Below are 24107 nucleotides of genomic sequence, written 5' to 3'. Positions count from 1 at the left end.
CTTAAAATTTAAACGCTTGACTGGTCAGCCCCTGAAGCGGTGGCGATAACCTTAACTCGAAGCGGCCGTGACAATACGTATCTTTATGACACACCTCAAGCCTCTATTAAAAAAGAGCACAAAGGCAGGTTAGTGGCAGGTTATTAAACTAGCCTTAACAGGAGAGCAAGAGAGGAAATCAGCAAAACAGGCAGAAAAAGACCCCAGGATATAACAGGGTGCGTTGACCTCAGTAGCGCAGACAAATAGAGTGGGATGCCTGATTAAGTGTGGACTATGGATAGCGACCACCTGGCGCTTGTGCCAGATAATTGATACGACATGGATGGAACTTGAGATGTAACTGATGAAAAAGATCCCGGCAATCAGCTCCAGTGATTATTACCCTATCAATGAGCTGCTTGATATAACTCGCTTTGCCGAATTACTGGAAGGCTACTACCAGGCAACAGGCATCCCGAATGGCCTTGTCGGGCTTAATGGTGAAGTGCTTACCCAGGCTGGTTGGACCGAAGCCTGCAACTATTTTCATCGGGGCAATGAAGAGACAAACCGACGCTGCGTCAAAAGCAATTGCACGCTTCTTGAACAGGCCCAGAATCAAAAAGTCAGCTATTCGCGCTGTCAGAACGGGCTGTATGACTATGCCACACCAGTCATCATCGAGGGCAACCATGTTGCCACCCTGTTTATGGGGCAGCTGCTGCATGAAGCACCGGATCTTAAACATTTTGAACAACAGGCTGAGGAGTTCAATTACGACAAAGCGGCCTATGTCTCTGCAATTAAACAGGTTCCGGTGATACCCAAAGAGCAGATTGAGAGGCAACTGAATCATCTGGTTCAGGTAACAACCGTCCTGGCAAGCAGTGCACTGAGCTCTATCAGAGAACAGCACCTTCAGCACGCACTGAAACATAGTAAGAAGCAGAGCATTGAGATCAAAGACCTGCTTGATAACTCACCGGCAGGCATAGGCTGGAGCGATGAGGCGGGTAATATTGAATATATTAATCACACCTTCAGCCGCATGTTGGGCTATACCCTTGAAGACCTGCCCAACCTGACAGCCTGGTTTAAAGCTGCGTATCCAGACCCTGAAAGTCATCATGCCATGCTGTCTAGCTGGGACGGTTGGGTCAGCAGCGGTCGAACATTCACAGAACCTTTTACTCACGAAAGCTCTGTGTATTGTAAAGATGGAACAAGCAAAAGAATTACTGGGCAGATCTCGGCTATCAACAACAAAAAACTGTTTATCTGCACCGATATCACAGAAAAATGGCGCAGTGAACAGCGCAACCTGACAAGAAATAAAATGTTAGAGCGGATCACACAGGGGGAACCGCTCAGCAGTATCATGCATCATCTGATAACCGACATTGAGACAGATAAACCCTCTATGTACTGCAGTATTCTGTTGTTGGATGCCGAGGGTAAACATCTTTTAAACGGCGCAGCCCCCAGCCTGCCTGACTTCTACAGTGAAGCGATTAATGGCATCAAGATTGGTGAGGGCGTGGGGTCTTGCGGCACCGCAACCTATTTGGGCAAGCGCGTCATCGTTGAAGATATTGCCACCCATCCATACTGGAAACCCTATCGTGAACTGGCGGCTAGCGCAGGTTTGGCATCATGCTGGTCTGAACCTATTATCGCATCGACTAACAAAATACTGGGCAGTTTTGCCATCTATCATGCAACACCAAGCTCCCCGAATGATGACGATATCGAGTTAATATCCTTTGCGGCAAACCTGGCGGCTATTGCAATTGAGAATGTTAATAACCGGGAAGAGCTTATCAGGCGTGAACAAGCCTACCGCAGCCTGGCAGAAAACGCGCCGGATGCCATCGCCCGATATGATCAGGCCGGTGATTTGATCTATACCAATCCTAACTTTGCCGCACTGTTTACCAAGAACCTAGCTGAAAATCACAGTAGTCTTAGACATTACCACTCAGTGATTAAAAATGTGATTCACACGGGGGTGCCACGACAGGTAGAGATCGACCTGCCGCTAGCATCAGGACACTGTTATCTGATGTTCAACATTGTCAGTGAGAATGAAGGGGGTGGGGGCGCACTGGCCATCGGGCGGGATATCACCCTGCACCGGGAGATGGAACAGAAGCTGGAGAAGCAAGCCCGATCCGATTTTCTCACCCAGCTGATCAACCGGCGTCATTTCTTTGAGCTGGCAAACCGGGAGATACTGGTTGCCAGCCGTTATAACAACCCTCTGTCACTCATTATGTTTGACCTGGACCACTTTAAGCAGATCAACGATACCTTCGGGCATGCGATTGGCGATCTGGTGCTGCAGAAAGTCGCTGACGCCAGTCTGGCCACCATTCGTGCCGTTGATATTCTTGCCCGGTTGGGGGGCGAAGAGTTCGTTGTGCTGCTGGTGCAGACCAATCACGATGACGCGCAGCGCAGTGCCGAGAGGCTACGTCAGGCAATTGCCAGTGCGGCGATCTCTCTGGGCAGCGATACAGTCACCGTCACCGCATCCTTCGGTGTGACAACAATCTACTTTGACAATGACAGCAGTCACAGCATCAACCATATGATTTCCGATGCCGATAAAGCGATGTATCGCGCCAAGCAGGAAGGGCGTAACCGGGTGGTGTGTGCCTGATCGATACAGGGCTAAAATCATCGGCGCTGATTCAGCAGTGGCAGATAAAGCCGATACGCATCATTGGTAAAACTAACAGTTTCCAGCTTAAACAATAACCATATTAGGTATTAAGAGTTCGCGGAATCCAGCAATAGGCGACATACTGAATCAGACTTATAAACCATCGTATCAATGGTGATTTCATATGAGGTTGTTCAAAAAGAGCATCTGGTCGATATTCTACATTCTCACGATTTTCTTTTTGATCTGTCTGATCGCAGTCTCCTACATCGGTTGGAACAACATCTACCTGCAGTACCAAAAGTCCCAGGAGAATACGCTTAAGCTGATAGCCAGTTCAACTCACTCGCTCTACCAGACCCACGAAGTTATGCTGGATATTTTAGGGCAACGGTTTATTGAAGATAGCGGTTACAAAGACAACATCCGTTCAATGAAGATACTGGATGCTGCGCTGCTTGAAAGTCCGGCGATTACATCGATCGCCATCGTTAATCCTCAGGGACAAATGCTGTACGCAACCAATGGTCTCGATGTGTCCGGTTTCCCTAATCTGCTTGAGCAGGAGGAGAGTCGTAAATCTTTCCTGGCGGTGATGGAAAGTCAAAAAATGATGTTTGGCCGCACCTACTATTTTAAACCGTTTAATGACTGGATAGTCCCCATCAGAAAGGCGATCAGAGATAGTCAGGGCAATGTAAGAATGGTCATTACGGCTGCGCTACGGTTAGAAAAATCATTCGGCTTCATTGTAAAAAACGCCGATGAGAACGATCAGTACAACACCCTTATTATCAGAGACGATGACCAGTACATACAGTATGCCAGTAACGGCCCTGATAATAATTACGAAGTCTACCGATCGCCTTTTTCTGCAGAAAAACTGGTCAACATTGAGAAGAGCTTAGGCCAGCATTATGAGCATTCAGAAGACGAACTGAAGCGCACCGAGCATATAGTCTCATTCCCCTACACCGGCGACGAAAAGGTCCAGTATCTGGCGTCACTGAAGTATGACAACACCTACAAACTCTGGCTTCTCTCCACCACTAAAATGGACATTATCACCACGGCCTTTACAAATTTAGTGAAGATCTATCTCTCTATATTTGTGGCTGTTGAGATCATTCTTTACACCCTGGTTCGGATTATCTTCAACGCAGCGAAGAAAAGAAACGAAGATTTACTCTATCAGGCAACCCATGATCAACTCACGGGCATGCCCAACCGGAGTTACCTGCAGACCAATATCTATAGCTGGATTCGTGACCCTACCAAGCCGTTCAGTCTTCTGTATATCGATTTAGACCGTTTCAAAAGCATCAATGACAGCTTTGGCCATCAGTGTGGCGACCAGCTACTGCTGGACCTTGCCAGAAGACTTCAGTCGATTCAGCCAAAAGACTCAATCATTATCCGTCACGGGGGAGATGAGTTTGTAGTGTTAACCCCGTTAGTTGATACCGAAGAGGTGATGGCACTCTCCCAAACAATAATCGAAACCATCTGCAAACCCTACAGGGTTAACAACTTAAAACTGCATATCGGGGCCAGTATCGGCATTGCACAATATCCAGTCCATGGTGAAAGTTTTGATATCCTGCTGCGCTCTGCTGATATAGCGATGTATGAATCGAAAAAAATTAAAAACAGTATCCATCTGTTTGAAGACAAGATGGAAGAGGGCTATCTGCAAAACGTCAAAATCGAGCAAGCCCTGCGTAGCGCCATCTCCGATGATGAACTCTTTATGGTTTATCAGCCCCAGGTCACCCCGGAAGGAGATTTCTATGGTGTCGAAGCGCTGGTGCGCTGGCAAAGCGCTACCTTAGGGTTTGTCCCGCCCGATCGTTTTATATCTGTCGCCGAGACCTCAGGCCAGATGCCCGCCATCGGCAACTTTATCACGCAGCAAACCCTCAAAGATGTGAAAGAGGTTCAGAGCACACTGAACCGGTCTTTTCATACCTCAATTAACATCTCAGTGCGTCAGTTGATGGAGGTGGGCTTTGCCGAACGATTTATTCAGAGTATACAAACGAACAACCTCGCTAACGCCTCGATTACCCTGGAGATTACCGAAAGCCTGTTCATCGAGGATATTGATCACATCGTGCCTTTACTGCAGGAGTTTAAGGATCATGGTTTCGAGATCTCTATGGATGATTTCGGTACCGGCTATTCATCCCTGAGCGTCCTCCGCCGCCTGCCCATCGATGAACTGAAGATCGACAAGAGCTTTATCGACGTCATGTTCGTCGATGAATCCTCCCAGAAGATGGTGCAAAACATCATCATGATCGGCAAAAATCTGGAGATGGATATCGTCGCTGAAGGGGTAGAGACCCGGGAACAGGTGGATATCCTCAAAGCATTTGGCTGCGACCGGATACAGGGCTATCACTTTGCCAAACCGATGAGAAAAGAGGCGTTAATTCAGTATATAGAGGAACATGATATTGTTGCTAGTTAATTGCTTAAAGCCCAATGATATTGGTATGTGAGAGTAGGGTAGGTAAACCGCCCCTGACCTACCCCATTTTATCTGTATTGACGTTAAGCTGATTCTTCCAAGGACATTTCTGCTTGCTGTTTTAGTTTTTCTTTCTGGCGTTTCTTTGCTTCTGAGTCAAGCGACCTGAAACGCTTAATATCACTAATCATTCCCTTGTAACAGTGGTGCGTCGAGGCAATTTCATCTATAACGCGATGTTCGATTTCATCAAATTTCTTCTGCTCGTAAAGTGCCCACACACTCGTGCCTGACTCAAATTTTTTTCCATGTTGATATTTATTAAGAATGTCATTCTTGACCTTAGGATAAAGAAAATCGTGATTCGTGTTAAACATACCAATCGCTAACTGCGAAAGGTCAATTATCCGAAACTTATTCATAAACCTGAACGTCTCCGCGTTATCTAATATTTGATAACGACGAAACAGATCACACAAAATCAATACATCTGAAGTGGAAATACCAATACCACTCAGAACAGCGGCTAGCTTACCCTGATGTGCTTTGTGAACCACTGTTAACGCTTGATTGAGCATGTCATAGATCCTTTGTACCAACTCTTTCTCGGTTTTGCAGTCCCATCGCCATACGGTCTTAATTCGTTTTTCAACTTGATCTGTCGATATCCTGATATCTTTATCGGGGTTGGCAATGAGAAAAGCACCTCCAATCAATTTACAACTTTTGTCCCAAGGGTTATAGCAGAAGCCTGTTTCGACGCGAGCGCTCTCAGGCACATAGAACTCAAGATCGAAAAACACTGTACGACACTTGCCCAACTTCAATTTATAATGACTCATGTTATTTCCTTGTCAGCCTAAGACCTTAAGTCTGCGGATAGAATGCACTCTCAAAAAATGCATAAGCTACTTCCAGTTCGTCTTCTTGAGGTGGTACGCTCTCAATCCAACGTACCCTCATTCCTATGTAATGCGCCCAAGACACCGCCTTTCTAAATGCCTTTTTTTGCTTTCTTTTCGCGCATAATTCGATGTATGTATTTACGAGGGGGTATTGTCTATTACCCGCAGAATACTTAGCTTGTTCAAACGCCTTTCCATAATACAGATAAGCCTTAGCGTATGACTGCTGGCGATAATACATTATTCCGTACAACCAGTTTGCATACCACCCCAGCGCCTCTGTCAGAGATTTTTGCTTAAGACGTTGTTCGAACGTTTGAATAGTATCTTTCTTAATCTCTCGCGTTTTTCTCAGTTGCTCTGCTTCGTGAAGTTCATCAAAAAAACCTTCGGGTGGGGGATATTTAACCTGAAGACAGGGACTTTCAATTAACATGCGTCCTTGAAAATTCCCACAGTTATGTATGATGCCTTTCTGTTCTTCAACCGTGTATGGCTGATTAAGTCTTGTCTCAATTTGTCTACGCTGTTCCAATGATTTTACATATTCAGTCCCAATATTTGCTTTGTACGCCCAGTAGGATGGCACGCTTGTCCATAGTAATTCATCCCGCAGACCATTTGAGAAATTGCGATTTTGCAGAGCCTTAGCAATTTCTGAATCGACATACTCCTCTATTTCAGAGTGATCCTGAGAAAGGTGTTCTGTGTAAATTTTATAACGTTCAATCAGAGAACTCAGGAACTCTCGACCAAAAGCCTTAGCGATTTCTTGACATACATAGGTGCTAAATCTGGCTATAAAAGCGACAATCAATACAGAAGATTTTTCTTTCTCGGACAGTTTACGATGGTGCTTTGATGTGCAGCTTTGCAACGCATCGAACGACTGTCTCAAATTCATATTGAGGCCATGCCATGATGGAATATGTTGTCCTTTTAGCCAGTTCCGAGCATTAGCTTCATTCTGTTTTAGCTGGTAGTTCTCTTGAGCACCTCCATCTCCAGGGTAATGAAAATTAGTAAGCGAAGTTTTCGCAACTTCTTGACCAAATTCCAACGCTTTCTGCAAAGGCCATGTAATTCCATCTGCTTTTACAGTTGGCAGGTACCAAAAAGGATCATTAGGCGTCTTCCAGCTCTCATCTTTGATATTAAATCGCAGGTAGTTTTTTTGGGGTGACAAAATCATTCGACCAATGAATCGGGTCTCTAATGCCCACTTCAAAGTTTCTTTCTGGCTGAAGTATGTTCCTTCCTCATTGATCAGGTGCCTGTACTGAACGTAGACCTCATTGACTGAGCATAGCATTGCATTAGCAATTCTTTTGGATGGAATAATAGTCTTAAGCTGTTTACGAAAAACATCTAAGATCTGATCAAAATTATCGGCGAATTGACCTTCTTCAGTTACGAGACGATCAAGTGTTTTCTGATATTTCTTTCGCTCTGCGTCAGAGAATCTGGGATCTTTTCTTGCATCTTTCTCGGCAAGCAGTCCTGTACTACTAAACAAGAATTTCGCAAGTATGCCTACTGGAGGGAAGCCTATATCTGTTTTCATATCTATTCCGTGATTAAAAGGCTCCCCAGTGGAGAGCCTGAAATACCGTTTAATTATTTGCGATTAGGATTTAACTGCTTACCACGATTACCATTTGCCTTGGCGTTCGCGGTGTTATTTCCTGATGTTCCACGGTTTGCATTCTTGATGTTTGATTTATGATTGCTGTTTGCTTTGTTTGACATAGTATTCACCTGTACTTGTTTATGCGTAATTGCAGGTGAGAATTTATCTCATCAATAGAATTGAGTAACCGTCAGTTTTTGAGACGAGTAATTTTCTTTAATTAACAGGCAGATAAGAATATCAACCAAGGCTATAAACAGGTTTGTATTTCGTATAAATACTCATCATTCACGCCTTTGGTTGCGACTACGATTTTGTTATTGCTTAAGTACGCGACACGCTCACCAGGCTTGAGAGTGCAGTAGCTATACTCCTCAGACTCGAATGAGTAAGCAAACCATCGGGTAAATGATGCCAGCGCATCCGTGTACCAATCGTTTTCTTTGGCAAAGTTCATCGCTACACTAATTACAGCTATTAAGCCTATGAACCTAGTAAAGTTGAGTACAATTTCTTTTGCTGTAAACGCTTCATTCCACCAATTCACAAGCAAACTCTTCATCGATATTACCTTGACGGGCATAAAGCTTAGTACGACGCCCACCATCAGGAAAAGCACACCTGATAGCGCTAAACAAATTGAGAGAGTTAGTGGCGCATACAGAACGGCTAAGATGGATTGGGTTATTGGATAAGCAGAAGAGGGTACGTGCAATTCACCGTTGATTGTTTGTCTCGCTAGAGCAAGGCTAATACCACTTCCTATGACTAAGACTCCAGACACCAATAGCTTTCCAAAACCTGATCCAATGAAAGCTTTAGCCAATGAATTCAAGAAAACTAGAAAGCCGTATATCAATGCTACAACAGCAAAATAATACAGACCTTCAATATTCTCTTGAAAACCCATTGCTTTCCCTGCTAAAAAAGCGATGAAGGCTAATAGCGAAACAACATAGCCTGAAGTTTCTTCTGTCTGATTTTGCAGCGACGATCTTAAATATGTCTTGAGTGATCTGAGCAAGGTTCCTTCCCGCTAATTTAGTGATGCAAATATTGGTAGACTGAATCTAACATGCAGTCACGATGATTTGTACTCCGTTATCACCATTTTGACTGCCTGATATACCTAAGCTCCAATGCCTGTAGTACACTGATTTCCATTCAAAAAAGAGGCAGCGGACGCTTCATCTCTTTCCCCGCTGGCTCTGCTAATACGTTGTAATAAGGCAAAACGATTTCATGACTAATTTCTCTCAAACGGCTGCATTTATCTGGTCAGTGGCCGATCTTCTGCGTGGTGATTTCAAACAAAGTCAGTATGGGCGAGTGATCCTGCCGTTTACGCTGCTACGGCGTCTGGAATGTGTGCTGGAGGCGGATAAACAGGCGGTATTGGATGCTCATGAGAAAGTGAAGGGCATGAGCCTGCCTGAGGAAGCGATTGAGAAGTTAGTTCTGCGGGCAACCAGCCAGAACTTTTACAACACTTCGCCCATGTCCCTTGATAAGCTGGGTGAAACAGGGATTAAAGATAACCTGGACAACTATGTTCAGTGTTTTTCTAAAGATGCCCGTGAGATCTTTGAATACTTTAAATTTGATGAGTTTGTCGGCTTGCTGAGTGATGCCAACCTGCTCTACAAAGTGGTGCAGAAGTTTGCCAATACCGACCTGAGTCCTGATGCCATTTCCAACCACGAGATGGGGCTGGTATTTGAAGAGCTGATCCGCCGTTTTGCTGAAAGCTCTAATGAGACCGCAGGGGAGCACTTTACCCCACGGGATATCGTCCATCTGACCACCTCGCTGGTATTAATGGAAGACGACAGGGCGCTGACCAAAGAGGGGATTATCCGCACCATCTATGACCCGACGGCGGGTACGGGTGGTTTTCTGTCCAGCGGTATGGAATATCTCTATGAGTTGAACCCCAATGCCAAGCTGGTGCCTTTCGGACAAGAGCTTAACTCTGAGTCCTACGCTATCTGTAAAGCGGATATGCTGATCAAAGGACAGGAGGTCAACAATATTAAGCTGGGCAACACCCTGTCCAACGATCAGCTCTACGCCGATAAGTTTGACTATATGCTCTCCAATCCGCCGTTTGGGGTGGATTGGAAAAAGGTCGAGGGTGAGATCAAGGACGAACACACCCTGAAGGGCTTTGATGGTCGTTTCGGGCCTGGTCTGCCCCGGGTGTCTGATGGTTCACTGCTGTTTCTGATGCACCTGATCAGCAAATTGCGCGACACCTCGGTTAACGCTTCAGGCAGTCTTGAGGGCAAGGTTGAGGGCGGCGGCCGTATCGGTATTATCCTTAATGGCTCACCGCTGTTTACCGGCGGGGCAGGCAGTGGAGAGAGTGAGATCCGCCGTTATATTCTCGAAGCCGATCTGCTGGAAGCGATTATCGCGTTGCCGAATGATATGTTCTACAACACAGGCATCGCTACCTATGTCTGGGTCCTGTCGAATAAGAAAGCAGCCGGGCGCAAAGGTAAAGTGCAGCTGATTAACGCAGTTAATCTCTGCGGCAAGATGCGTAAATCGTTAGGCTCAAAGCGCAATGAGATGAGTGCGGATGATATTCGTATCATCACCCGCTGTTTTGGCGAATTCGAAACCGTTGATCATCAGCTATTGGATAAACCTGCCGATCAGAAGAGCAGCCGTGGCCGCCAGGCAGCTAATCCTAAGGCTGAATCAGCAAAAACCTTCTCCAGTAAAATATTCAATACCACGGACTTCGGTTATCGTCGTATTACCATCGAGCGCCCACTGCGTCTGTCGGTACAGATCAGCGATGAACGCCTAGAAGAACTGCGCTTTGCGCCGAAACCGTTTAATGCACCGATGCGCTGGATCTGGGAACAGTTTGGCCAGCAGTGGAATGAAACCGGTTATGGTCAGCTGAGCGAATACACCACTGAGATCAGGGCGGAACTGAAAGCCAGTTACCCCGAACTGAAAGAGAAACAGATTAAAGAGCTGCTGGACAGCAAACTCTGGCTCAGCCAGCGAAGCCTGCTGCATAAAGGCTACGAGTTGCAGGGCGGGCTCGGTGCATCAATGGGAACTAACGCCGTTATTGATAACCCCTGCGATGACCTCAATCGGTTTGAAGACGAACTGAAACTCGCCATGAAACAGACAGGCGTGAAGCTGGATGCCAAAGAGAAGAAACAACTGCTGGATGCCATTAGCTGGAAGAATCCAGCGGCGCAGCCCGTTATTCGGAAAGTTCTTAAAGAAACAGCGCAACCAAAATACGGTGCTTTTGAGGCAACCATCAATGGCAAACCCGCCGTGGTGGAATACCAGCCCGATGGAGATCTGCGGGACAACGAGAATGTACCTCTCGATCCCTCACAGCCCACCCAGAACCTGATCGAAAGCTACTTCGACCGTGAAGTCGCCCCTCATGTACCCGATGCCTGGATCGATGCCAATAAGCGCGATGCCAAAGATGAAGAGATCGGTATTGTCGGTTACGAGATTCCCTTTAACCGGCATTTCTATGTCTATCAGCCACCCCGTAGTCTGGAAGAAATTGATGCGGATCTGGATAGGGTAAGTGCTGAGATCATGAACCTGCTGCGGGAGGTTCACTCATGACGGTCTTTTTCCGCGATCAGTGCGTTGCGGCTGTGCTCGCTCAGTCACATAGCAGGCTATGCTCCCTCGCTGCGCTCAGGCGCGCCTTCTGCTCACAAAAAAATCCTCGCCCTGAGAAGGGGATTGGAATATGAGTAGGTATCAAGTCTATCCTGAATACCAAGAAGTAAATTCAGATTGGATTGGAAAGGTTCCAAAAGGCTGGACGACTTCACCAGTTAAAATGGTTTCTGATATTTTTAATGGAGCAACACCTAAGTCGGGTGAGTCATCGTACTGGGACGGGGAAATATCATGGATTACTCCAGCTGATTTAGGAAAAACAGATACACCACTCATCAGTAACGGCCAAAGAAGTATTACGAAGATTGGTTACGAATCATGTGGTACGACTCTTGTTCCTGCTAACTCAGTAATTCTATCTTCACGTGCGCCGATAGGCACCTTGGGAATAGCTGAAAAAACTCTGTGTACAAACCAAGGATGTAAATCCCTAGTAATAAAAGATAAATTTGATCATAAGTATGTATATTACATACTGCTAATTAGTAATTCTCAGCTAAATCTATTAGGTAGAGGCACTACGTTTTTGGAATTGTCTTCGGACGAGTTGGGAAGTTATCAAATCCCAAAGCCTTCAGCCCATGAACAAAAACAAATCGTCAACTTCCTCGACCACGAAACCGCCAGGATCGACACCCTGATCGAAAAGCAGCAGCAACTGATTAAGCTGCTGAAAGAGAAGCGTCAGGCGGTGATCAGCCATGCCGTCACCAAAGGCTTAAACCCCAACGTCCCGATGAAAGAATCAGGTGTTGAGTGGTTAGGCCAAGTGCCTGAACATTGGAAAATTGGTGCGATTAAGCAATTTGCTAAGATTGAAAGTGGTCATACGCCAGATAAGAAAAAAGAAGAGTATTGGACGGACTGTAATATTCCTTGGGTATCTCTTAACGACTCTAAAACGCTTAAGATAGTCGACTATATTGAAGATACTAAATACAAGGTTAACGAATTAGGCATACAAAACTCATCCGCGCGTCTTCTTCCTGCCAACGCAGTTATTTTTACAAGAGATGCGTCGATTGGGCTATCTGCGATCACAACGAGGCCAATGGCAGTATCACAGCATATAATTGCGTGGTTATGCTATGAAGATCAAATAAAACCAGAGTTCCTATTACTGATCTTCTATGCAATGCAAGAAGAGTTTGAGCGCTATACGTTTGGTGCAACAATTAAAACCATAGGGATGGATGACGTGAGATCATTACGGGCTGCCATTCCACCGCTAAAAGAACAAAAAGCGATTATAGATAACGCTTTTAATACAATGGCATTAATGGATGCTGCGATAAATAAAGCCGAGAGTCTTGTTTCGCTTCTCCAAGAACGCCGCACAGCCCTGATCTCAGCCGCCGTCACTGGAAAAATCGACGTGCGCAACTGGAAACCTGAACAATATCAACCCAGCATGGAAGCCACCGTATGAGCGATATCAAACTATTCTCGATTAACGCCGACAGTGTTGTTGAACTGGCGGGGCGCAGTGCGTTGCTGGAAAAAGAGCTGCAACAGCAGATCGAGAGTCAGCTGGAAACCTTTCTCGGGGTGCGCTTTCTTGCCAGCGAATACAGCACCGGCAAAACCCATAAAGGGCGGATCGATTCGCTGGGTTTGGATGAAAACAACTGCCCCGTTATTATCGAATATAAGCGCCATAGCAATGAGAATGTGATCAATCAGGGGTTGTTCTACCTCGACTGGTTGCTGGATCATCAGGCGGAGTTTCAGTTGTTGGTGATGAAACAGTTGGATAAAGAGGTGACCGAATCGATCGAGTGGAGCGGTACACGACTGATCTGCATCGCGGCGGATTTCAACCGCTATGATGAACATGCGGTACAGCAGATCAATCGGAATATCGAACTGATGCGCTACCGTTACTTTGGCGATGATCTACTGTTGCTGGAACTGGTGAACGCGCAAACCGCTGATGCCAGCACCCCGAAGAAGGTTGCGTCTCAAAGCAGCAGGGCAACATCAAATACAGGCAGTCGGGGCAGGTCAGGGGATAAATCCCAGGAAGAGCGGCTGGCTGAATCCTCCCCAGACCTGATCAGCCTCTATAATCAGGTTTGCGAATACGCCAACGGTCTGGGGGATGAGGTGCAGCGGAAAGAGCTAAAGCTCTACACCGCCTTTAAACGGATCAAAAACTTCGTCAGCGTGCTGGTATTACCACAAAACAAAGACCCGAGAATTCAGTTATACCTCAAGCTGACGCCCACAGATGAGCTATTAAAACTCAATCCCACAGGCAAACACCATGAACCTGAGTTTATCCGCGATGTATCCAATATTGGGCATTGGGGAACGGGTAATATTGAACTGAATCTACGCAGCGTAGCTGAACTCGAAACCGCCTTTGAGCTGATCTCACAAAGTTATCAGGCAAATTGATTATCTAAAGGCGAACATTTCAGCATGGTAATCCGCGCGAAGAAAACAGCTGGGTTATTTGCTATTCTTGATGTAATGATTTTTTTGGTTTTTTGCTGGTTTGTAATAAAAATTTAGGATTGGTAACGATTTTTCAGGGAGTCATCCATGGGGAGCCAGTACGCCGGCTATGCCTATCTGCTCGATGCAGACCCGATTAAAGCGCTGGCACTTGATGTAAGTTGCCAGGTGATGCCAATCAACCGCAAGCAGCGGCTTGAAAATATGCTGGCGATTCCGGCCAGCCTGATACCTGAAGATACCATCCTGGCGCATATCTTGTTCGCCCTCAAACATGAAGGCGTTAACCTTCAAATTCTTGCGCAAGCGCTAACGCTGGTTGATGAGCTGACAATACGTGAAACCTTTGATGCATCGCCAACCGGTAAGTATATTCGCATCGCCTGCTTTTTATGGGAGCACTTCAACCGCCAACCGATCTGCCGCACAGCATCGCTGGACAGGGGCAATTATGTCCCGCTATTTGATCCGCAACAGTATATTACTACCCAGGGTTACAAAGATAAGCGCTGGCGGGTTCAGTTTAATGGTCTGGGCTCGTTGCAGTACTGTATCACGGTACAACGTAGCACTCGTCTAACTGCCGCGCTGAATAAACAGGTGCTTGAAAAAACCGAGGCGTTTACAGCATCACTTGACCCGGACATGCTCAGCCGGGCGCTCTCCTGGGCCTATTTAAGCGAAACCAGAGACTCTTTTGCCATCGAAAAAGAGCAGCCCGATAGTGGCAGAATGCAGCGTTTCACTAATCTGTTGCGGCAGGCGCATAATCAGCGCGCCATTGATGAGGATTATCTGATCGAACTGCAGAATGCCACATTGAATAACCCGTTTGAACGGGCGGCTTCATTTCGTCAGCAACAGAACTATTTAAGTAATGGACCCGGGGCGTTAGGTGTTACCTATATTCCGCCTCAACCTGAGTTATGTGGTGAGCTGATGGAATGCTGGATAACACTGGTCAATGATATGCCTGATGATGTCGACCCTCTGGTGCTAGGCGCGGTGGTTGCCTTTGGATTCGTCTATCTTCACCCGTTTATGGACGGCAATGGTCGACTCTCACGCTTTATGTTTCATCATGTGCTCTGCCAGAAAGGCAGCCTTTCCAACGGCCTGATTCTGCCAGTATCTGCTGTGTTACACGATAAAGAGCGCGACTATCTTAATGTGTTGAACGCCTATTCAGCTAAAGTGCGCGAGATGTGGGATATCACCTATATAGACAGGGACAATCTACACCTTATTTTTAAAGGAGATGCCTCAATCTATCGATACTGGGATGCAACTGCCTGTGCTGAACTCATGGCTGATGCCAGTGAGGAGGCTATAGAACAGTATATGAAGCGTGAAGTCGCTTATCTAAGCCGTTATGATGCATTGAAAAAAAGAATTAACCTGTTGTTTGATATCAATGATAAAGATCTGTCCCGGTTGGTGATGCTCTGCCTTGATCAAAAAGGTCGGCTGTCTAAAAAACGCCGTGATCAATACCGTTATATTCTACCCGATGAGGTGTTTGACACACTGGAACGGGAATACGACGCACTGTTTGATCAATAGCCCTGCTTTTAAGCAGTAGATGGATTAATAATTAAGGGAAAGTAGGGACGTAATCACTATGAACAAATCACAGGAATGTGTCTTCCAGAACGATATCATTCAGCAGTTGTTGGTTAATGGCTGGTTACTTGGTACAGCATCAGACTACAACCGTAAATTGGCGCTGTATGAAGCCGATCTGCTGGGATTTGTGCAAGAGACTCAGCCTCTTCAATGGCAGAAATACTGCAAACTCTACCCACAAAACCCTGAACAACACTTTCTTGAGCGGGTCGCTTCTCAGCTGTCCAAAGCGGACCCGAATGCGGCGAGCAAAGAGTTGCGCACCTTTGGCACCCTGGGCGTGCTGCGTAATGAACTGAAAGACCGCGGTACGCGCTTTCGCCTCTGTCAGTTTAAACCTGATCATGATCTCAACCCCGATGCGCTGGCACGCTATCAGAAGAACCGTCTGAGGGTAGTGCCTGAGCTGACCTATAGCCCCTATGCCACGGATGAGTATCTGACTGAAACAGGTAAGCAGGCAAAAAAATGGCGCATCGATCTGGTTCTGTTTCTTAATGGTTTGCCTATTGCCACACTGGAACTGAAGTCAGAATTCAAGCAGGCCGTTGAAAACGCCATAAAACAGTACAAACTCACCCGTCTGCCGAAAGATCCGGTTACCAATAAACCAGAGCCACTGCTGACCTTTAAACGCGGCGCTTTGGTGCACTTCGCTGTAAGTCAGTACGAAGTCTATATGGCGACGAAGCTGGAAGGAGAGAACACCTTCTTCCTGCCCTTTAACAAAGGCACCGCCGAGGGGGCCGCGGGTAACGATGTTCCCGCTGATCCGAACGAGTATGCCACCGCCTATCTGTGGAACGAGGTGCTGGCACCCGATAATCTGCTGAAAATTCTGGCCAAATTTGTTCACCTTCAGATCGAAGACAAAGAGGACTGGCAGGGTAAGAAGACAAAGAAAGAGACGATGATCTTCCCCCGTTACCATCAGTGGGATGTGGTGAATAAACTGGTGGGGGATGCCCGTGATAACGGTCCTGGCCATAAGTATCTGGTGCAGCACAGTGCCGGCTCGGGTAAATCAAACTCCATCGCCTGGACGGCCCATCAACTGGCGTCACTTTACGATACGGAGGGTAATAAACGTTTTCATTCCGTGATTGTGGTAACCGACCGTACCGTACTGGACGATCAGCTTCAGGACACCATCTACCAGTTTGAACATGCCGATGGTGTCGTCGGGCGGATCAATAATAAAGAGGGGCAGGGGTCTAAGTCAGAGAAACTGGCCAGCGCGCTGGAAGATGCGCAGCCGATTATTATCGTGACCATTCAGACCTTCCCCCATGTTCTGAAAGCGATTGAGAACAGTGTCAGCCTGAAAACGCGCAACTATGCGGTGATTGCCGATGAAGCGCACTCATCGCAGTCTGGTTCAACTGCCCGTCAGTTGAAAGAGGTGTTGATGCTCGATGACAAAGAGGAACAGGAGGAACTAACCTCTGAAGATCTGTTAGATGCCACTATCGCCGCCCGTAAAAGCTCAAACAACCTGAGCTATTTTGCTTTCACCGCCACGCCTAAATCGAAAACCCTGGAACTGTTTGGCCGTTTACCCGATCCCGATCTGCCCGCGTCATCAACCAATAAGCCCGAGGCTTATCATGTTTACAGTATGCGCCAGGCGATTGAGGAAGGTTTCATCCTCGATGTACTGAAAAACTACACCAGTTACAAGGTGGCGTATCAGCTGGCTGAAAAAGCACGGGAACAGGACAAAGAGGTTGATAGCAAGCGAGCTAAGGTAAAACTGAATCAGTGGGTGCGACTGCACGATTACAATATCGCCCAGAAAGTACAGGTGATCATCGAGCACTTTAAAGACAATGTGCTGGGGCTGTTGGGTGGTCAGGCAAAAGCGATGGTCGTCACCAGCTCCCGTAAAGAAGCGGTACGCTATAAGCTGGCGTTCGATAAGTACGTTGCCGATAACAAATACCAGAACATCACCGCAATGGTCGCTTTCTCGGGTGAGGTTGAGTTTAACAGTGATGATCCGAACTCAGCGGGGTTAATCGGTGAGAAATACACCGAAACCAGTATGAATCCTAGGCTCAAAGGGCGCGATATGCGCAAAGCCTTTGATTCCGATGACTATCAGGTGATGCTGGTTGCCAACAAGTTTCAGACAGGTTTTGACCAACCCAAACTCTGCGCCATGTACGTGGATAAGAAACTGGGGGGCGTGGAATGCGTTCAGACCCTGTCCCGCCTGAACCGTACCTACCCGGGCAAAGCAGAGTCAGGCACCTTTGTACTGGATTTCTTTAACGACCCTCAGGAGATTCTGGACGCGTTTCAGCCCTATTATCAGACCGCTGAACTCACGGATGTTTCAGACCCGAATCTGGTGTATGACCTCTGTGAGAAGCTTAAAGCGCAGGGGATCTTCCACTGGAGTGAAGTCGAACAGTTCTGCGCCGCTTTCTTTATAAAAAATAAGAGCAATGCGGCGATCAGTAACATCTGCAAACCGGCGGTCGAACGCTGGCAGAAACGTTATGCTTCGGCTATTGATGCCTATAAGCAGGCCAAAGATATCTTTGAACGTACCAAAAATACAGGTGATGCCACGCTGATCGCCAATGCGGAAAACAGTTTCAGAGAGTGTAAGCAGGAAAAAGATGCCCTGGAGATCTTCAAAAAAGACCTGGGAAGCTTTGTACGCTTCTATGAGTTTATGTCGCAGATAGTTGATTACGATGATAAAGAGCTGGAAAAACTCAGCCTGTTCGCCCGCCACCTTCGGCCGATGCTGCGTGAAAAGATCGATCAGGATGATGATGTCGATCTGAGCAACGTGACTCTGAGCCATTACCGTTTGTCTAAAATTCGTCAGCAGGATCTGAAAATCAAAGAGGAAGGGGTCTACACCATCGACCCCAATACCGATATTGGCTCCGCAAAAGCCAGGGACAAAAAAGAGGAGTTTCTGTCCGTTATTCTGCGACGCCTCAACGAGCTATTCATCACCGATAACCTGACAGATGATGACATGCTCAACTACGCCCGGACGGTGGCTGACAAAGTAGGGGAGAACGAGAAGGTGATGCATCAGATCAGAAACAACTCTTCAGAACAGGCTTTCCTCGGGGACTTTCCAATGGCGCTGGATGAAGCGGTGATGGATAGCTCTGATGCCCATCAGAACCAGATGATGCAGATACTCAGCAACCCGCAGGTAGCTCAAGGGTTTGCCCGGGTAGTGTTCGATATGCTTACGAATAATAAACTCTGATTATCAATATATTGTATAAATAACATGATAATTCACGTCACTAAAAAACTGGCTGAAAAATTAACAAAAGCAGGCTTTGATCTGCCTGCTAAATCAGCCAATAAGCCATCGCTGCTGGGCGACTGGCATGCCAATATCACCACCACACAGCGCCGCCAGTGCATCGTGTTTACTCATGATCAGACTCGTTTTACTGTCGCATTAACAGCTGTCACCCTGAAAGAGATTAAGCAGCTGGATTTCTGGTTAACCGATATGCTGGCCAACACCATGCTGAAATGGACTACCCTGAAGCGCTGATTAAAAAGGCACTCGATACGATGGGTGAGCTGTCTTTTGATACCGATTGCAGCCGCTCAGTTCAGGGCACGCTGAGATTGATGATTGATGGACTGGAGTCATACACCTGGGATGGCACTGACATTCTCGATCTTGGCACATATTCCTTGTCCAGAAGCCTCTGTGACCGTCCATGCACGGTTAAAGGTCAGAAAGAAGCCTTGTGGCCAGCCAGAGAGATGAGAACCCTGCTTGAAGCCCTTCCTGATTCAGATATAAACATTCACTAGCTGTGAAATTCAGAGAGGTTGTTCACAACTCGGTTGTATAGGAAGCTGTTGGTTGCGAAATCAATAGCCCTTTAAACAGAGGAGTGAACAACCATGCATAAGAATGCAAAATCTAGCCTCCATAGTCGAGTTTTAATTGTCAAAAAACATCTTGAAGAAGAGGTACCTGTCTCCGAACTGGCTGACTTTTTCGAGGTATCTAAAAGCCTAATCTATCGCTGGATCAGGCGCTATCATCAAGAAGGCCTCAATGGACTTCGGGATCGTAAAAGTCGACCTAAACGCATCTCATCGCGAACGCTTTATTGGCAAGAGCAAGCGATAAAAGCGCTGGCTCTGGGTGGCTGGTCACAAACGGATATTGCCGCCACACTCAAGATGCCGCTGTCGACTGTCTGTGTTGTTGCCCATCGCATGTGTGGTCACCTGCTGAAAAAGACAGAACCCGTCCGTCGTTATGAATACGATGAGCCAGGCGGGCTAATTCACTTCGATATCAAGCGTGTCGCACGTTTCAGCCAGCCAGGCCACCGCAAGACAGGTGTTCGTAAAGTGATGACCAAAGGTGCTGGCTGGGAATACGTGCATATCTGTATCGATGATTATACTCGTTGGAGCCATGCAGAGGTTCACCCCAGGCAATCGGCTAAGGATGCTGTCAGGTTCTTTGAAAACACCCTTAAGATACTGAAAGCAATGGATGTGAAGGTAAAACGGGTGCTGACGGATAATGGTAAGTGCTACACCAGCAGAGCCTTTAGAAATGCCGTCAAAGCGATCGGTGCACGCCCCATGAATACGCGCCCCTATCGCCCTCAGACAAACGGGAAAGCGGAACGTTTTATACAGACGCTGATTCGGGAATGGTCTTACGGTAAACTGTATAACAATTCCGCTCAGCGAAATGCGAAACTACCCTGTTATCTGAAGTGGTATAACCTTGTCAGACCACATGGTAGTTTAAACAAGCAACCACCTATAAGCCGGTTACTTGTGAACAACGTATCTGAAATCTACAGCTAGATGAAAACAGAACCGGGGCACTCTCTGGTTGAGAGCTATTTTTCAGATACGCTCTTTAGATAAGCTTTTGAGATAAGCATTTTAAAAACCAGGCAGGATACTCAATCGTTAACAGAGTTCAAAACAATCAAATCCGGGGGTTTTACTCCCCCTGTTTTGCTCTACTGACAATATCAGGACGCAAAAACCAGATTTGAATCGTTTGATTTGTAGGGCTGGGTCATCACATTTTTCTTTATCGTCGATGAGGATGTGCGCGGGTTGTAGGCCACTTGCCTGATCTGCTTGCCTTCCGATTCCAGATACGCTTCTACCGCGACATTGTGGGGCTGGCTTCCCCAGTCTTCACCAATCACGAAAATATCAGCACTCACCTCTTTGCAGCCAGAGACATATTCCAGTTCATAGTACGGCACCACAATATCAACACAACGCAACGCCCTCAGCATCTCCATCCGTTGTTCCAGCGGAATAACAGGAACATTGGGCTTGTAAGAGCGGACAACTTCATCTGAAGCAACGCCAACGGCCAGCACAGCCCCTAATGACTTACAGTATTCGAGTAACGCAACGTGGCCTACATGCAACAAATCAAACGTACCTACGGTATATACAATCATGGGCAGTTTATCCCCTCAATAAATTATTTTAAGTGCCGTTGGTAACGACACTGTTGCCAGTACTGTTACCAGTTATAGAAGCTTCCAACTGTAAATACTGGTGATTCCGAGCGTATAAAACGCCAGTAAAAAAACGTTTCTGGGATTGCCAGACAGTTTTGGGGTTTTAATTTGAGAAACATTGAGTACAGCAAGCCCTACGGCGCTGACATAGAAAATCACAGCGAATATCTCCCGGGGAATAACGCCCTCTAAGAGGAAGATAAACACCAGCGCAATATTGTTGTTATCCATGGCCAGGCCGGTATATCTGGACTGGTCTGACAAACCATAGGTACTGAAGTAACTCAGACGTATCGCGCTGGCAGCAATGACGATGAAAGCTGCAGGCAGAAAGACAGGATCAAACTGTCCATAACTCAGTAGAAGAATCGCGGGGGTGACGCCATAGCTGACAATGTCTATTACCAGATCCAGCTGACCACCAAAGATACGGTCATTGCCGGTGCGCCCCTTCATGCGTCGCGCCACCAGGCCATCGGCCCAGTCAAAGGCAACGGCCCATATCATGCCGATCATCGCCGCTTCATACACGCCGATAATACAGAAATAGATCGCAGACAGTGTGCAGGCCAGGCCCGCAAGTGAGCAGAGATTAGGCAGGTCTTTCACATAGGAAAGAATCGCGGGTTGTAGTTTATGAACGTCTTCAGTAGTGGTAGTCATGGTGCTCCTGAGAGAAAAGGAAAAATCAACAACGCACCATCACTCGCTGAAAAATCATGGGCAGCAGCTGCTCAACATCAGAGATATGCTAACAATCGGGCCATTCCCATAGGTACTGAGAAGCACTGATAGTCGGTGCGAAAATCTACTCTATTTGCGTACAGGCAAATAGGTGAAAAAGGGTCGAAAAATGCGCTTTGAAAAGGCTCTTAAAGAAAGCTAAGAAAACAAGCTCTGGAAAAAGTCGAAAAAGCCGTGTCGAACAATAAAGCTAACAATAAGAAGAATAGCGGCGTGCTGGCCAGTAGGCCCGATGCAGGGGAAACTAACTCGTACACTATACCCGCTATTGGGTCGGGCTGACAGCGATAAGATGGAACTGCCGGTTTAATCGCTTATTCAGCGATTAAACCGCTAAGGAAAATCGAATAAACCTGCCCATTTCCTAATCGCTTTTTATATCGCTGTTGTTTGTCACAGTATGTTGACATACTCAGGGGCTATTGGTGGAAGCTCTGTGCAACTGAACCCAGATTACTCGCCTGAATGCTGCTTTATTGGCACAATTCACCTGCTTAGGCAAAGGGTTTTACCCGACACAAAATGAATCTACTACACATCTCAGATATGCATTTTGGCCCCCGACACTGGTTGGGGAAAAGTGAGCTGTTGCTGGAAAAACTGAACAGCTATGCTGCCGATATTGTCATCAACACCGGCGATAATACGACCGACGCTCTTGAAAGCGAATTTGAAGCAGCAGGGAACTTTTTAAAGGCGATTAACTGCCCGCACATCGTCTCGATTCCGGGCAATCATGACAAACGCAATATGCGCAGTGCTGATTACTTTCGTCAGTATATCGACGATGTCGATGTCCTTCGTCCCCTGAATCGGAAAAATTGTAAGAAGAATAATATTTTTCTGCTTGGCAGTACCAATGGCATAAAAGACCATTTTACCGATATCAATTTCCTGAAAAACATCAGCATCAACGGTGAATCGATTATGCTGGTCTGCCTCGATGCCAACTCGCTCTATGACGACAACGGTTTTGTCGATAAGGAGATGTTAAGAACGCTGTCTGATGCTATTAGCAAAGCCAGTTATGATCGCATACTGCTGCTGAATCACTACTCCATCCTCGATACTGATTCAGATCCACTGTTCAACTCAAGAATGGTTGTCGAATTTATACGCGAGCATAAAATAGAACATGTCTTCTGCGGCCATACGCATCAGCTGTCGATCATGAGGTCAACCGATCTGTACCACCGGCACACCTTCACTCAGTACAAGAATGGCTCGCTGTCCAGCAGTAATACCCCCAACGATACCAATATGTTTCTCTACTACGAGAATTTTGGCACCGACGCCATGGTTATCCATGTCGTCAGAGGCACGATTAAAAACAGATCTCTGACGTTCAAGGAAGAGATCATTCCCTATTTTCCAGTCGCAGAAAACTGAGGTGTTAACCACTGCCAGCAGAACTGAATCGTCACCGGCACCCATTCATCCCTGCTGCAGCTCATCCAGCAGCTTTTTATACCCCTCAGGGTCTTCCGTCTTGAGCCTGAGCAAGCCAGCTTTCAGCGTGCTCATACTGACGCTAAGGTGTTTCTGCTTTATCCTCTCAACATCGTCGGAGACTTTACGAAGCTGGTCAACCGCCTCACCGGTTTCATCTTTTGTCAGTTGTAACAACACATCGGTGATAATGCCCAGCTGCTTACCATAGCTGGCCACATCCCGAACCACTGCGTTTTCGATAGGCCGGTTACCGGCAAAATTGAGTTCAATCTGCGGTGACCACCAACTGGTCACTGGCGATATATCCTGTGTCACATCACCACTGAGTGGCGACTTAAACAAGTTTAACCAGGGGCTGATTCCAGAGTAGATTCCAGGGTAGATCCAACGATTCATACTAAACGACTCCTCTGTGTGCGCGGCCAGAACTCAGATTAGTATAGACAGGATTATCTCAATTACCGGCGCACTCTTTTCCCTGAGAGCGCAGTTCGACCCGCTCATCCACAATCCCTCGTCATCCTCCTCTGTCTGAACAGGGGTTAGTGTCTCTCAGGTACACATCGTCGGACTCAGAGACACCCCCGTTTCAGGATGATAAATGATGCCGTGCATCGAACACTTGATGCGGTTTTCGGTGACCCGTAACTTTGCTTTCACAATCCAGACGAAACGGCATATGCAGCAGCGGTTGACATCTAAAAGGGCTGGTCTTGAATTTTGCACAAGAACTAAATCCTATTTCCTTACCCCTGCAAAATGCAAGACCTGATAATCATCTAGCCGACTCCCCCCTGCAGTCGTATCGTTAAGAGGTAACATCGACAAACAGCCACAAGAGGAGTCGACCAATGAAACTATATGCCGGAATCGATCTGCATTCCAACAACAGCGTCGTATCTGTGATTGATGAGACGGACCACATCCTCTATGAACGACGCCTTGATAACAACCTGGAACGGATCAAACATGA

Annotated in this window: 16 protein-coding genes and 1 pseudogene; 10 read left to right on the top strand and 7 right to left on the bottom strand. The window is 46.8% G+C overall.

Annotated features, from left to right (window positions below; translation table 11 throughout):
- Positions 1-346: 346 nt before the first annotated feature.
- A complete protein-coding gene (locus ACQY8X_RS05410; RefSeq protein WP_428034128.1) occupies positions 347-2644 on the top strand; it encodes a diguanylate cyclase in 2298 nt (765 codons plus the stop codon).
- 187 nt (positions 2645-2831) lie between these two features.
- Positions 2832-5120: a bifunctional diguanylate cyclase/phosphodiesterase gene (locus tag ACQY8X_RS05405; RefSeq protein ID WP_428034127.1), complete on the top strand. Its 2289-nt coding sequence runs from the start codon at positions 2832-2834 to the stop codon at positions 5118-5120.
- An 83-nt stretch (positions 5121-5203) separates the two neighbouring features.
- Here ACQY8X_RS05405 and ACQY8X_RS05400 read toward each other — a convergent pair whose 3' ends face one another.
- The 4 genes from ACQY8X_RS05400 to ACQY8X_RS05385 form a co-directional block, all read right to left on the bottom strand.
- A complete protein-coding gene (locus ACQY8X_RS05400; RefSeq protein WP_428034126.1) occupies positions 5204-5962 on the bottom strand; it encodes a hypothetical protein in 759 nt (252 codons plus the stop codon).
- Between the two features lie 25 nt (positions 5963-5987).
- Positions 5988-7589 (bottom strand): hypothetical protein, encoded by a 1602-nt coding sequence (locus tag ACQY8X_RS05395; RefSeq protein WP_428034125.1) that lies wholly within the window; start codon positions 7587-7589, stop codon positions 5988-5990.
- Positions 7590-7642: 53 nt separating this feature from the next.
- Positions 7643-7774, bottom strand: a complete 132-nt coding sequence (locus ACQY8X_RS05390; protein ID WP_428034124.1) for an alpha-amylase — start codon at positions 7772-7774, stop codon at positions 7643-7645.
- A 131-nt stretch (positions 7775-7905) separates the two neighbouring features.
- The gene (locus ACQY8X_RS05385; RefSeq protein WP_428034123.1) at positions 7906-8679 is read right to left on the bottom strand and encodes a hypothetical protein; all 774 of its coding nucleotides are present in this window, start codon (positions 8677-8679) and stop codon (positions 7906-7908) included.
- A 218-nt stretch (positions 8680-8897) separates the two neighbouring features.
- On the opposite strand from ACQY8X_RS05385, the gene ACQY8X_RS05380 reads away from it, so the two are divergent.
- The 7 genes and pseudogenes from ACQY8X_RS05380 to ACQY8X_RS05350 all read left to right on the top strand — a co-directional run bounded on the left by ACQY8X_RS05380 (position 8898) and on the right by ACQY8X_RS05350 (position 20255).
- Positions 8898-11273 (top strand): type I restriction-modification system subunit M, encoded by a 2376-nt coding sequence (locus ACQY8X_RS05380; RefSeq protein ID WP_428034122.1) that lies wholly within the window; start codon positions 8898-8900, stop codon positions 11271-11273.
- 130 nt (positions 11274-11403) lie between these two features.
- Positions 11404-12765, top strand: a complete 1362-nt coding sequence (locus ACQY8X_RS05375) for a restriction endonuclease subunit S (protein WP_428034121.1) — start codon at positions 11404-11406, stop codon at positions 12763-12765.
- The gene (locus ACQY8X_RS05370; RefSeq protein WP_428034120.1) at positions 12762-13736 is read left to right on the top strand and encodes a DUF5655 domain-containing protein; all 975 of its coding nucleotides are present in this window, start codon (positions 12762-12764) and stop codon (positions 13734-13736) included. Before ACQY8X_RS05375 ends, ACQY8X_RS05370 begins: the two co-directional genes overlap by 4 nt.
- 147 nt (positions 13737-13883) lie before the next feature.
- Positions 13884-15359 carry a Fic family protein gene (locus ACQY8X_RS05365; RefSeq protein ID WP_428034119.1) on the top strand — a complete coding sequence of 492 codons (1476 nt, stop codon included), beginning with the start codon at positions 13884-13886 and terminating at the stop codon, positions 15357-15359.
- A gap of 58 nt (positions 15360-15417) precedes the next feature.
- Positions 15418-18663, top strand: coding sequence for a type I restriction endonuclease subunit R (locus ACQY8X_RS05360; RefSeq protein ID WP_428034118.1), 3246 nt, complete (start codon positions 15418-15420; stop codon positions 18661-18663).
- A 24-nt stretch (positions 18664-18687) separates the two neighbouring features.
- Positions 18688-19232: pseudogene (locus ACQY8X_RS05355) on the top strand (DUF6933 domain-containing protein).
- A gap of 93 nt (positions 19233-19325) precedes the next feature.
- The gene (locus ACQY8X_RS05350) at positions 19326-20255 is read left to right on the top strand and encodes an IS481 family transposase (protein WP_428034117.1); all 930 of its coding nucleotides are present in this window, start codon (positions 19326-19328) and stop codon (positions 20253-20255) included.
- A gap of 173 nt (positions 20256-20428) precedes the next feature.
- On the opposite strand, the gene ACQY8X_RS05345 is transcribed toward ACQY8X_RS05350, so the two are convergent.
- Complete coding sequence (locus tag ACQY8X_RS05345) at positions 20429-20875, bottom strand: adenylyltransferase/cytidyltransferase family protein (protein WP_428034116.1); 447 nt, start codon at positions 20873-20875, stop codon at positions 20429-20431.
- A gap of 72 nt (positions 20876-20947) precedes the next feature.
- Positions 20948-21601 (bottom strand): CDP-alcohol phosphatidyltransferase family protein, encoded by a 654-nt coding sequence (locus ACQY8X_RS05340; RefSeq protein ID WP_428034115.1) that lies wholly within the window; start codon positions 21599-21601, stop codon positions 20948-20950.
- Between the two features lie 603 nt (positions 21602-22204).
- On the opposite strand from ACQY8X_RS05340, the gene ACQY8X_RS05335 reads away from it, so the two are divergent.
- On the top strand, positions 22205-23071 hold the full coding sequence (locus ACQY8X_RS05335) for a metallophosphoesterase family protein (RefSeq protein ID WP_428034114.1): 867 nt from the start codon (positions 22205-22207) through the stop codon (positions 23069-23071).
- A 45-nt stretch (positions 23072-23116) separates the two neighbouring features.
- On the opposite strand, the gene ACQY8X_RS05330 is transcribed toward ACQY8X_RS05335, so the two are convergent.
- Positions 23117-23530, bottom strand: coding sequence for a hypothetical protein (locus ACQY8X_RS05330; protein ID WP_428034113.1), 414 nt, complete (start codon positions 23528-23530; stop codon positions 23117-23119).
- Positions 23531-24107 lie beyond the last annotated feature (577 nt).

It is taken from the genome of Amphritea sp. (assembly GCF_050300915.1).
In the GTDB taxonomy this organism is placed as follows: domain Bacteria; phylum Pseudomonadota; class Gammaproteobacteria; order Pseudomonadales; family Balneatricaceae; genus Amphritea.
The sequence above is the reverse complement of the archived record's forward strand: the minus strand, read 5'-3'. Positions and strand labels throughout refer to the sequence as shown.

Bases quoted from the DNA above. Each gene is read 5' to 3' on its own strand.
- ACQY8X_RS05370 (WP_428034120.1), top strand. From the start codon at position 12,762: ATGAGCGATATCAAACTATTCTCGATTAACGCCGACAGTGTTGTTGAA.
- ACQY8X_RS05340 (WP_428034115.1), bottom strand. From the start codon at position 21,601: ATGACTACCACTACTGAAGACGTTCATAAACTACAACCCGCGATTCTT.
- ACQY8X_RS05395 (WP_428034125.1), bottom strand. From the start codon at position 7,589: ATGAAAACAGATATAGGCTTCCCTCCAGTAGGCATACTTGCGAAATTC.
- ACQY8X_RS05390 (WP_428034124.1), bottom strand. From the start codon at position 7,774: ATGTCAAACAAAGCAAACAGCAATCATAAATCAAACATCAAGAATGCA.
- ACQY8X_RS05350 (WP_428034117.1), top strand. From the start codon at position 19,326: ATGCATAAGAATGCAAAATCTAGCCTCCATAGTCGAGTTTTAATTGTC.
- ACQY8X_RS05375 (WP_428034121.1), top strand. From the start codon at position 11,404: ATGAGTAGGTATCAAGTCTATCCTGAATACCAAGAAGTAAATTCAGAT.
- ACQY8X_RS05330 (WP_428034113.1), bottom strand. From the start codon at position 23,530: ATGAATCGTTGGATCTACCCTGGAATCTACTCTGGAATCAGCCCCTGG.
- ACQY8X_RS05335 (WP_428034114.1), top strand. From the start codon at position 22,205: ATGAATCTACTACACATCTCAGATATGCATTTTGGCCCCCGACACTGG.
- ACQY8X_RS05360 (WP_428034118.1), top strand. From the start codon at position 15,418: ATGAACAAATCACAGGAATGTGTCTTCCAGAACGATATCATTCAGCAG.
- ACQY8X_RS05345 (WP_428034116.1), bottom strand. From the start codon at position 20,875: ATGATTGTATATACCGTAGGTACGTTTGATTTGTTGCATGTAGGCCAC.
- ACQY8X_RS05380 (WP_428034122.1), top strand. From the start codon at position 8,898: ATGACTAATTTCTCTCAAACGGCTGCATTTATCTGGTCAGTGGCCGAT.
- ACQY8X_RS05405 (WP_428034127.1), top strand. From the start codon at position 2,832: ATGAGGTTGTTCAAAAAGAGCATCTGGTCGATATTCTACATTCTCACG.
- ACQY8X_RS05365 (WP_428034119.1), top strand. From the start codon at position 13,884: ATGGGGAGCCAGTACGCCGGCTATGCCTATCTGCTCGATGCAGACCCG.
- ACQY8X_RS05400 (WP_428034126.1), bottom strand. From the start codon at position 5,962: ATGAGTCATTATAAATTGAAGTTGGGCAAGTGTCGTACAGTGTTTTTC.
- ACQY8X_RS05410 (WP_428034128.1), top strand. From the start codon at position 347: ATGAAAAAGATCCCGGCAATCAGCTCCAGTGATTATTACCCTATCAAT.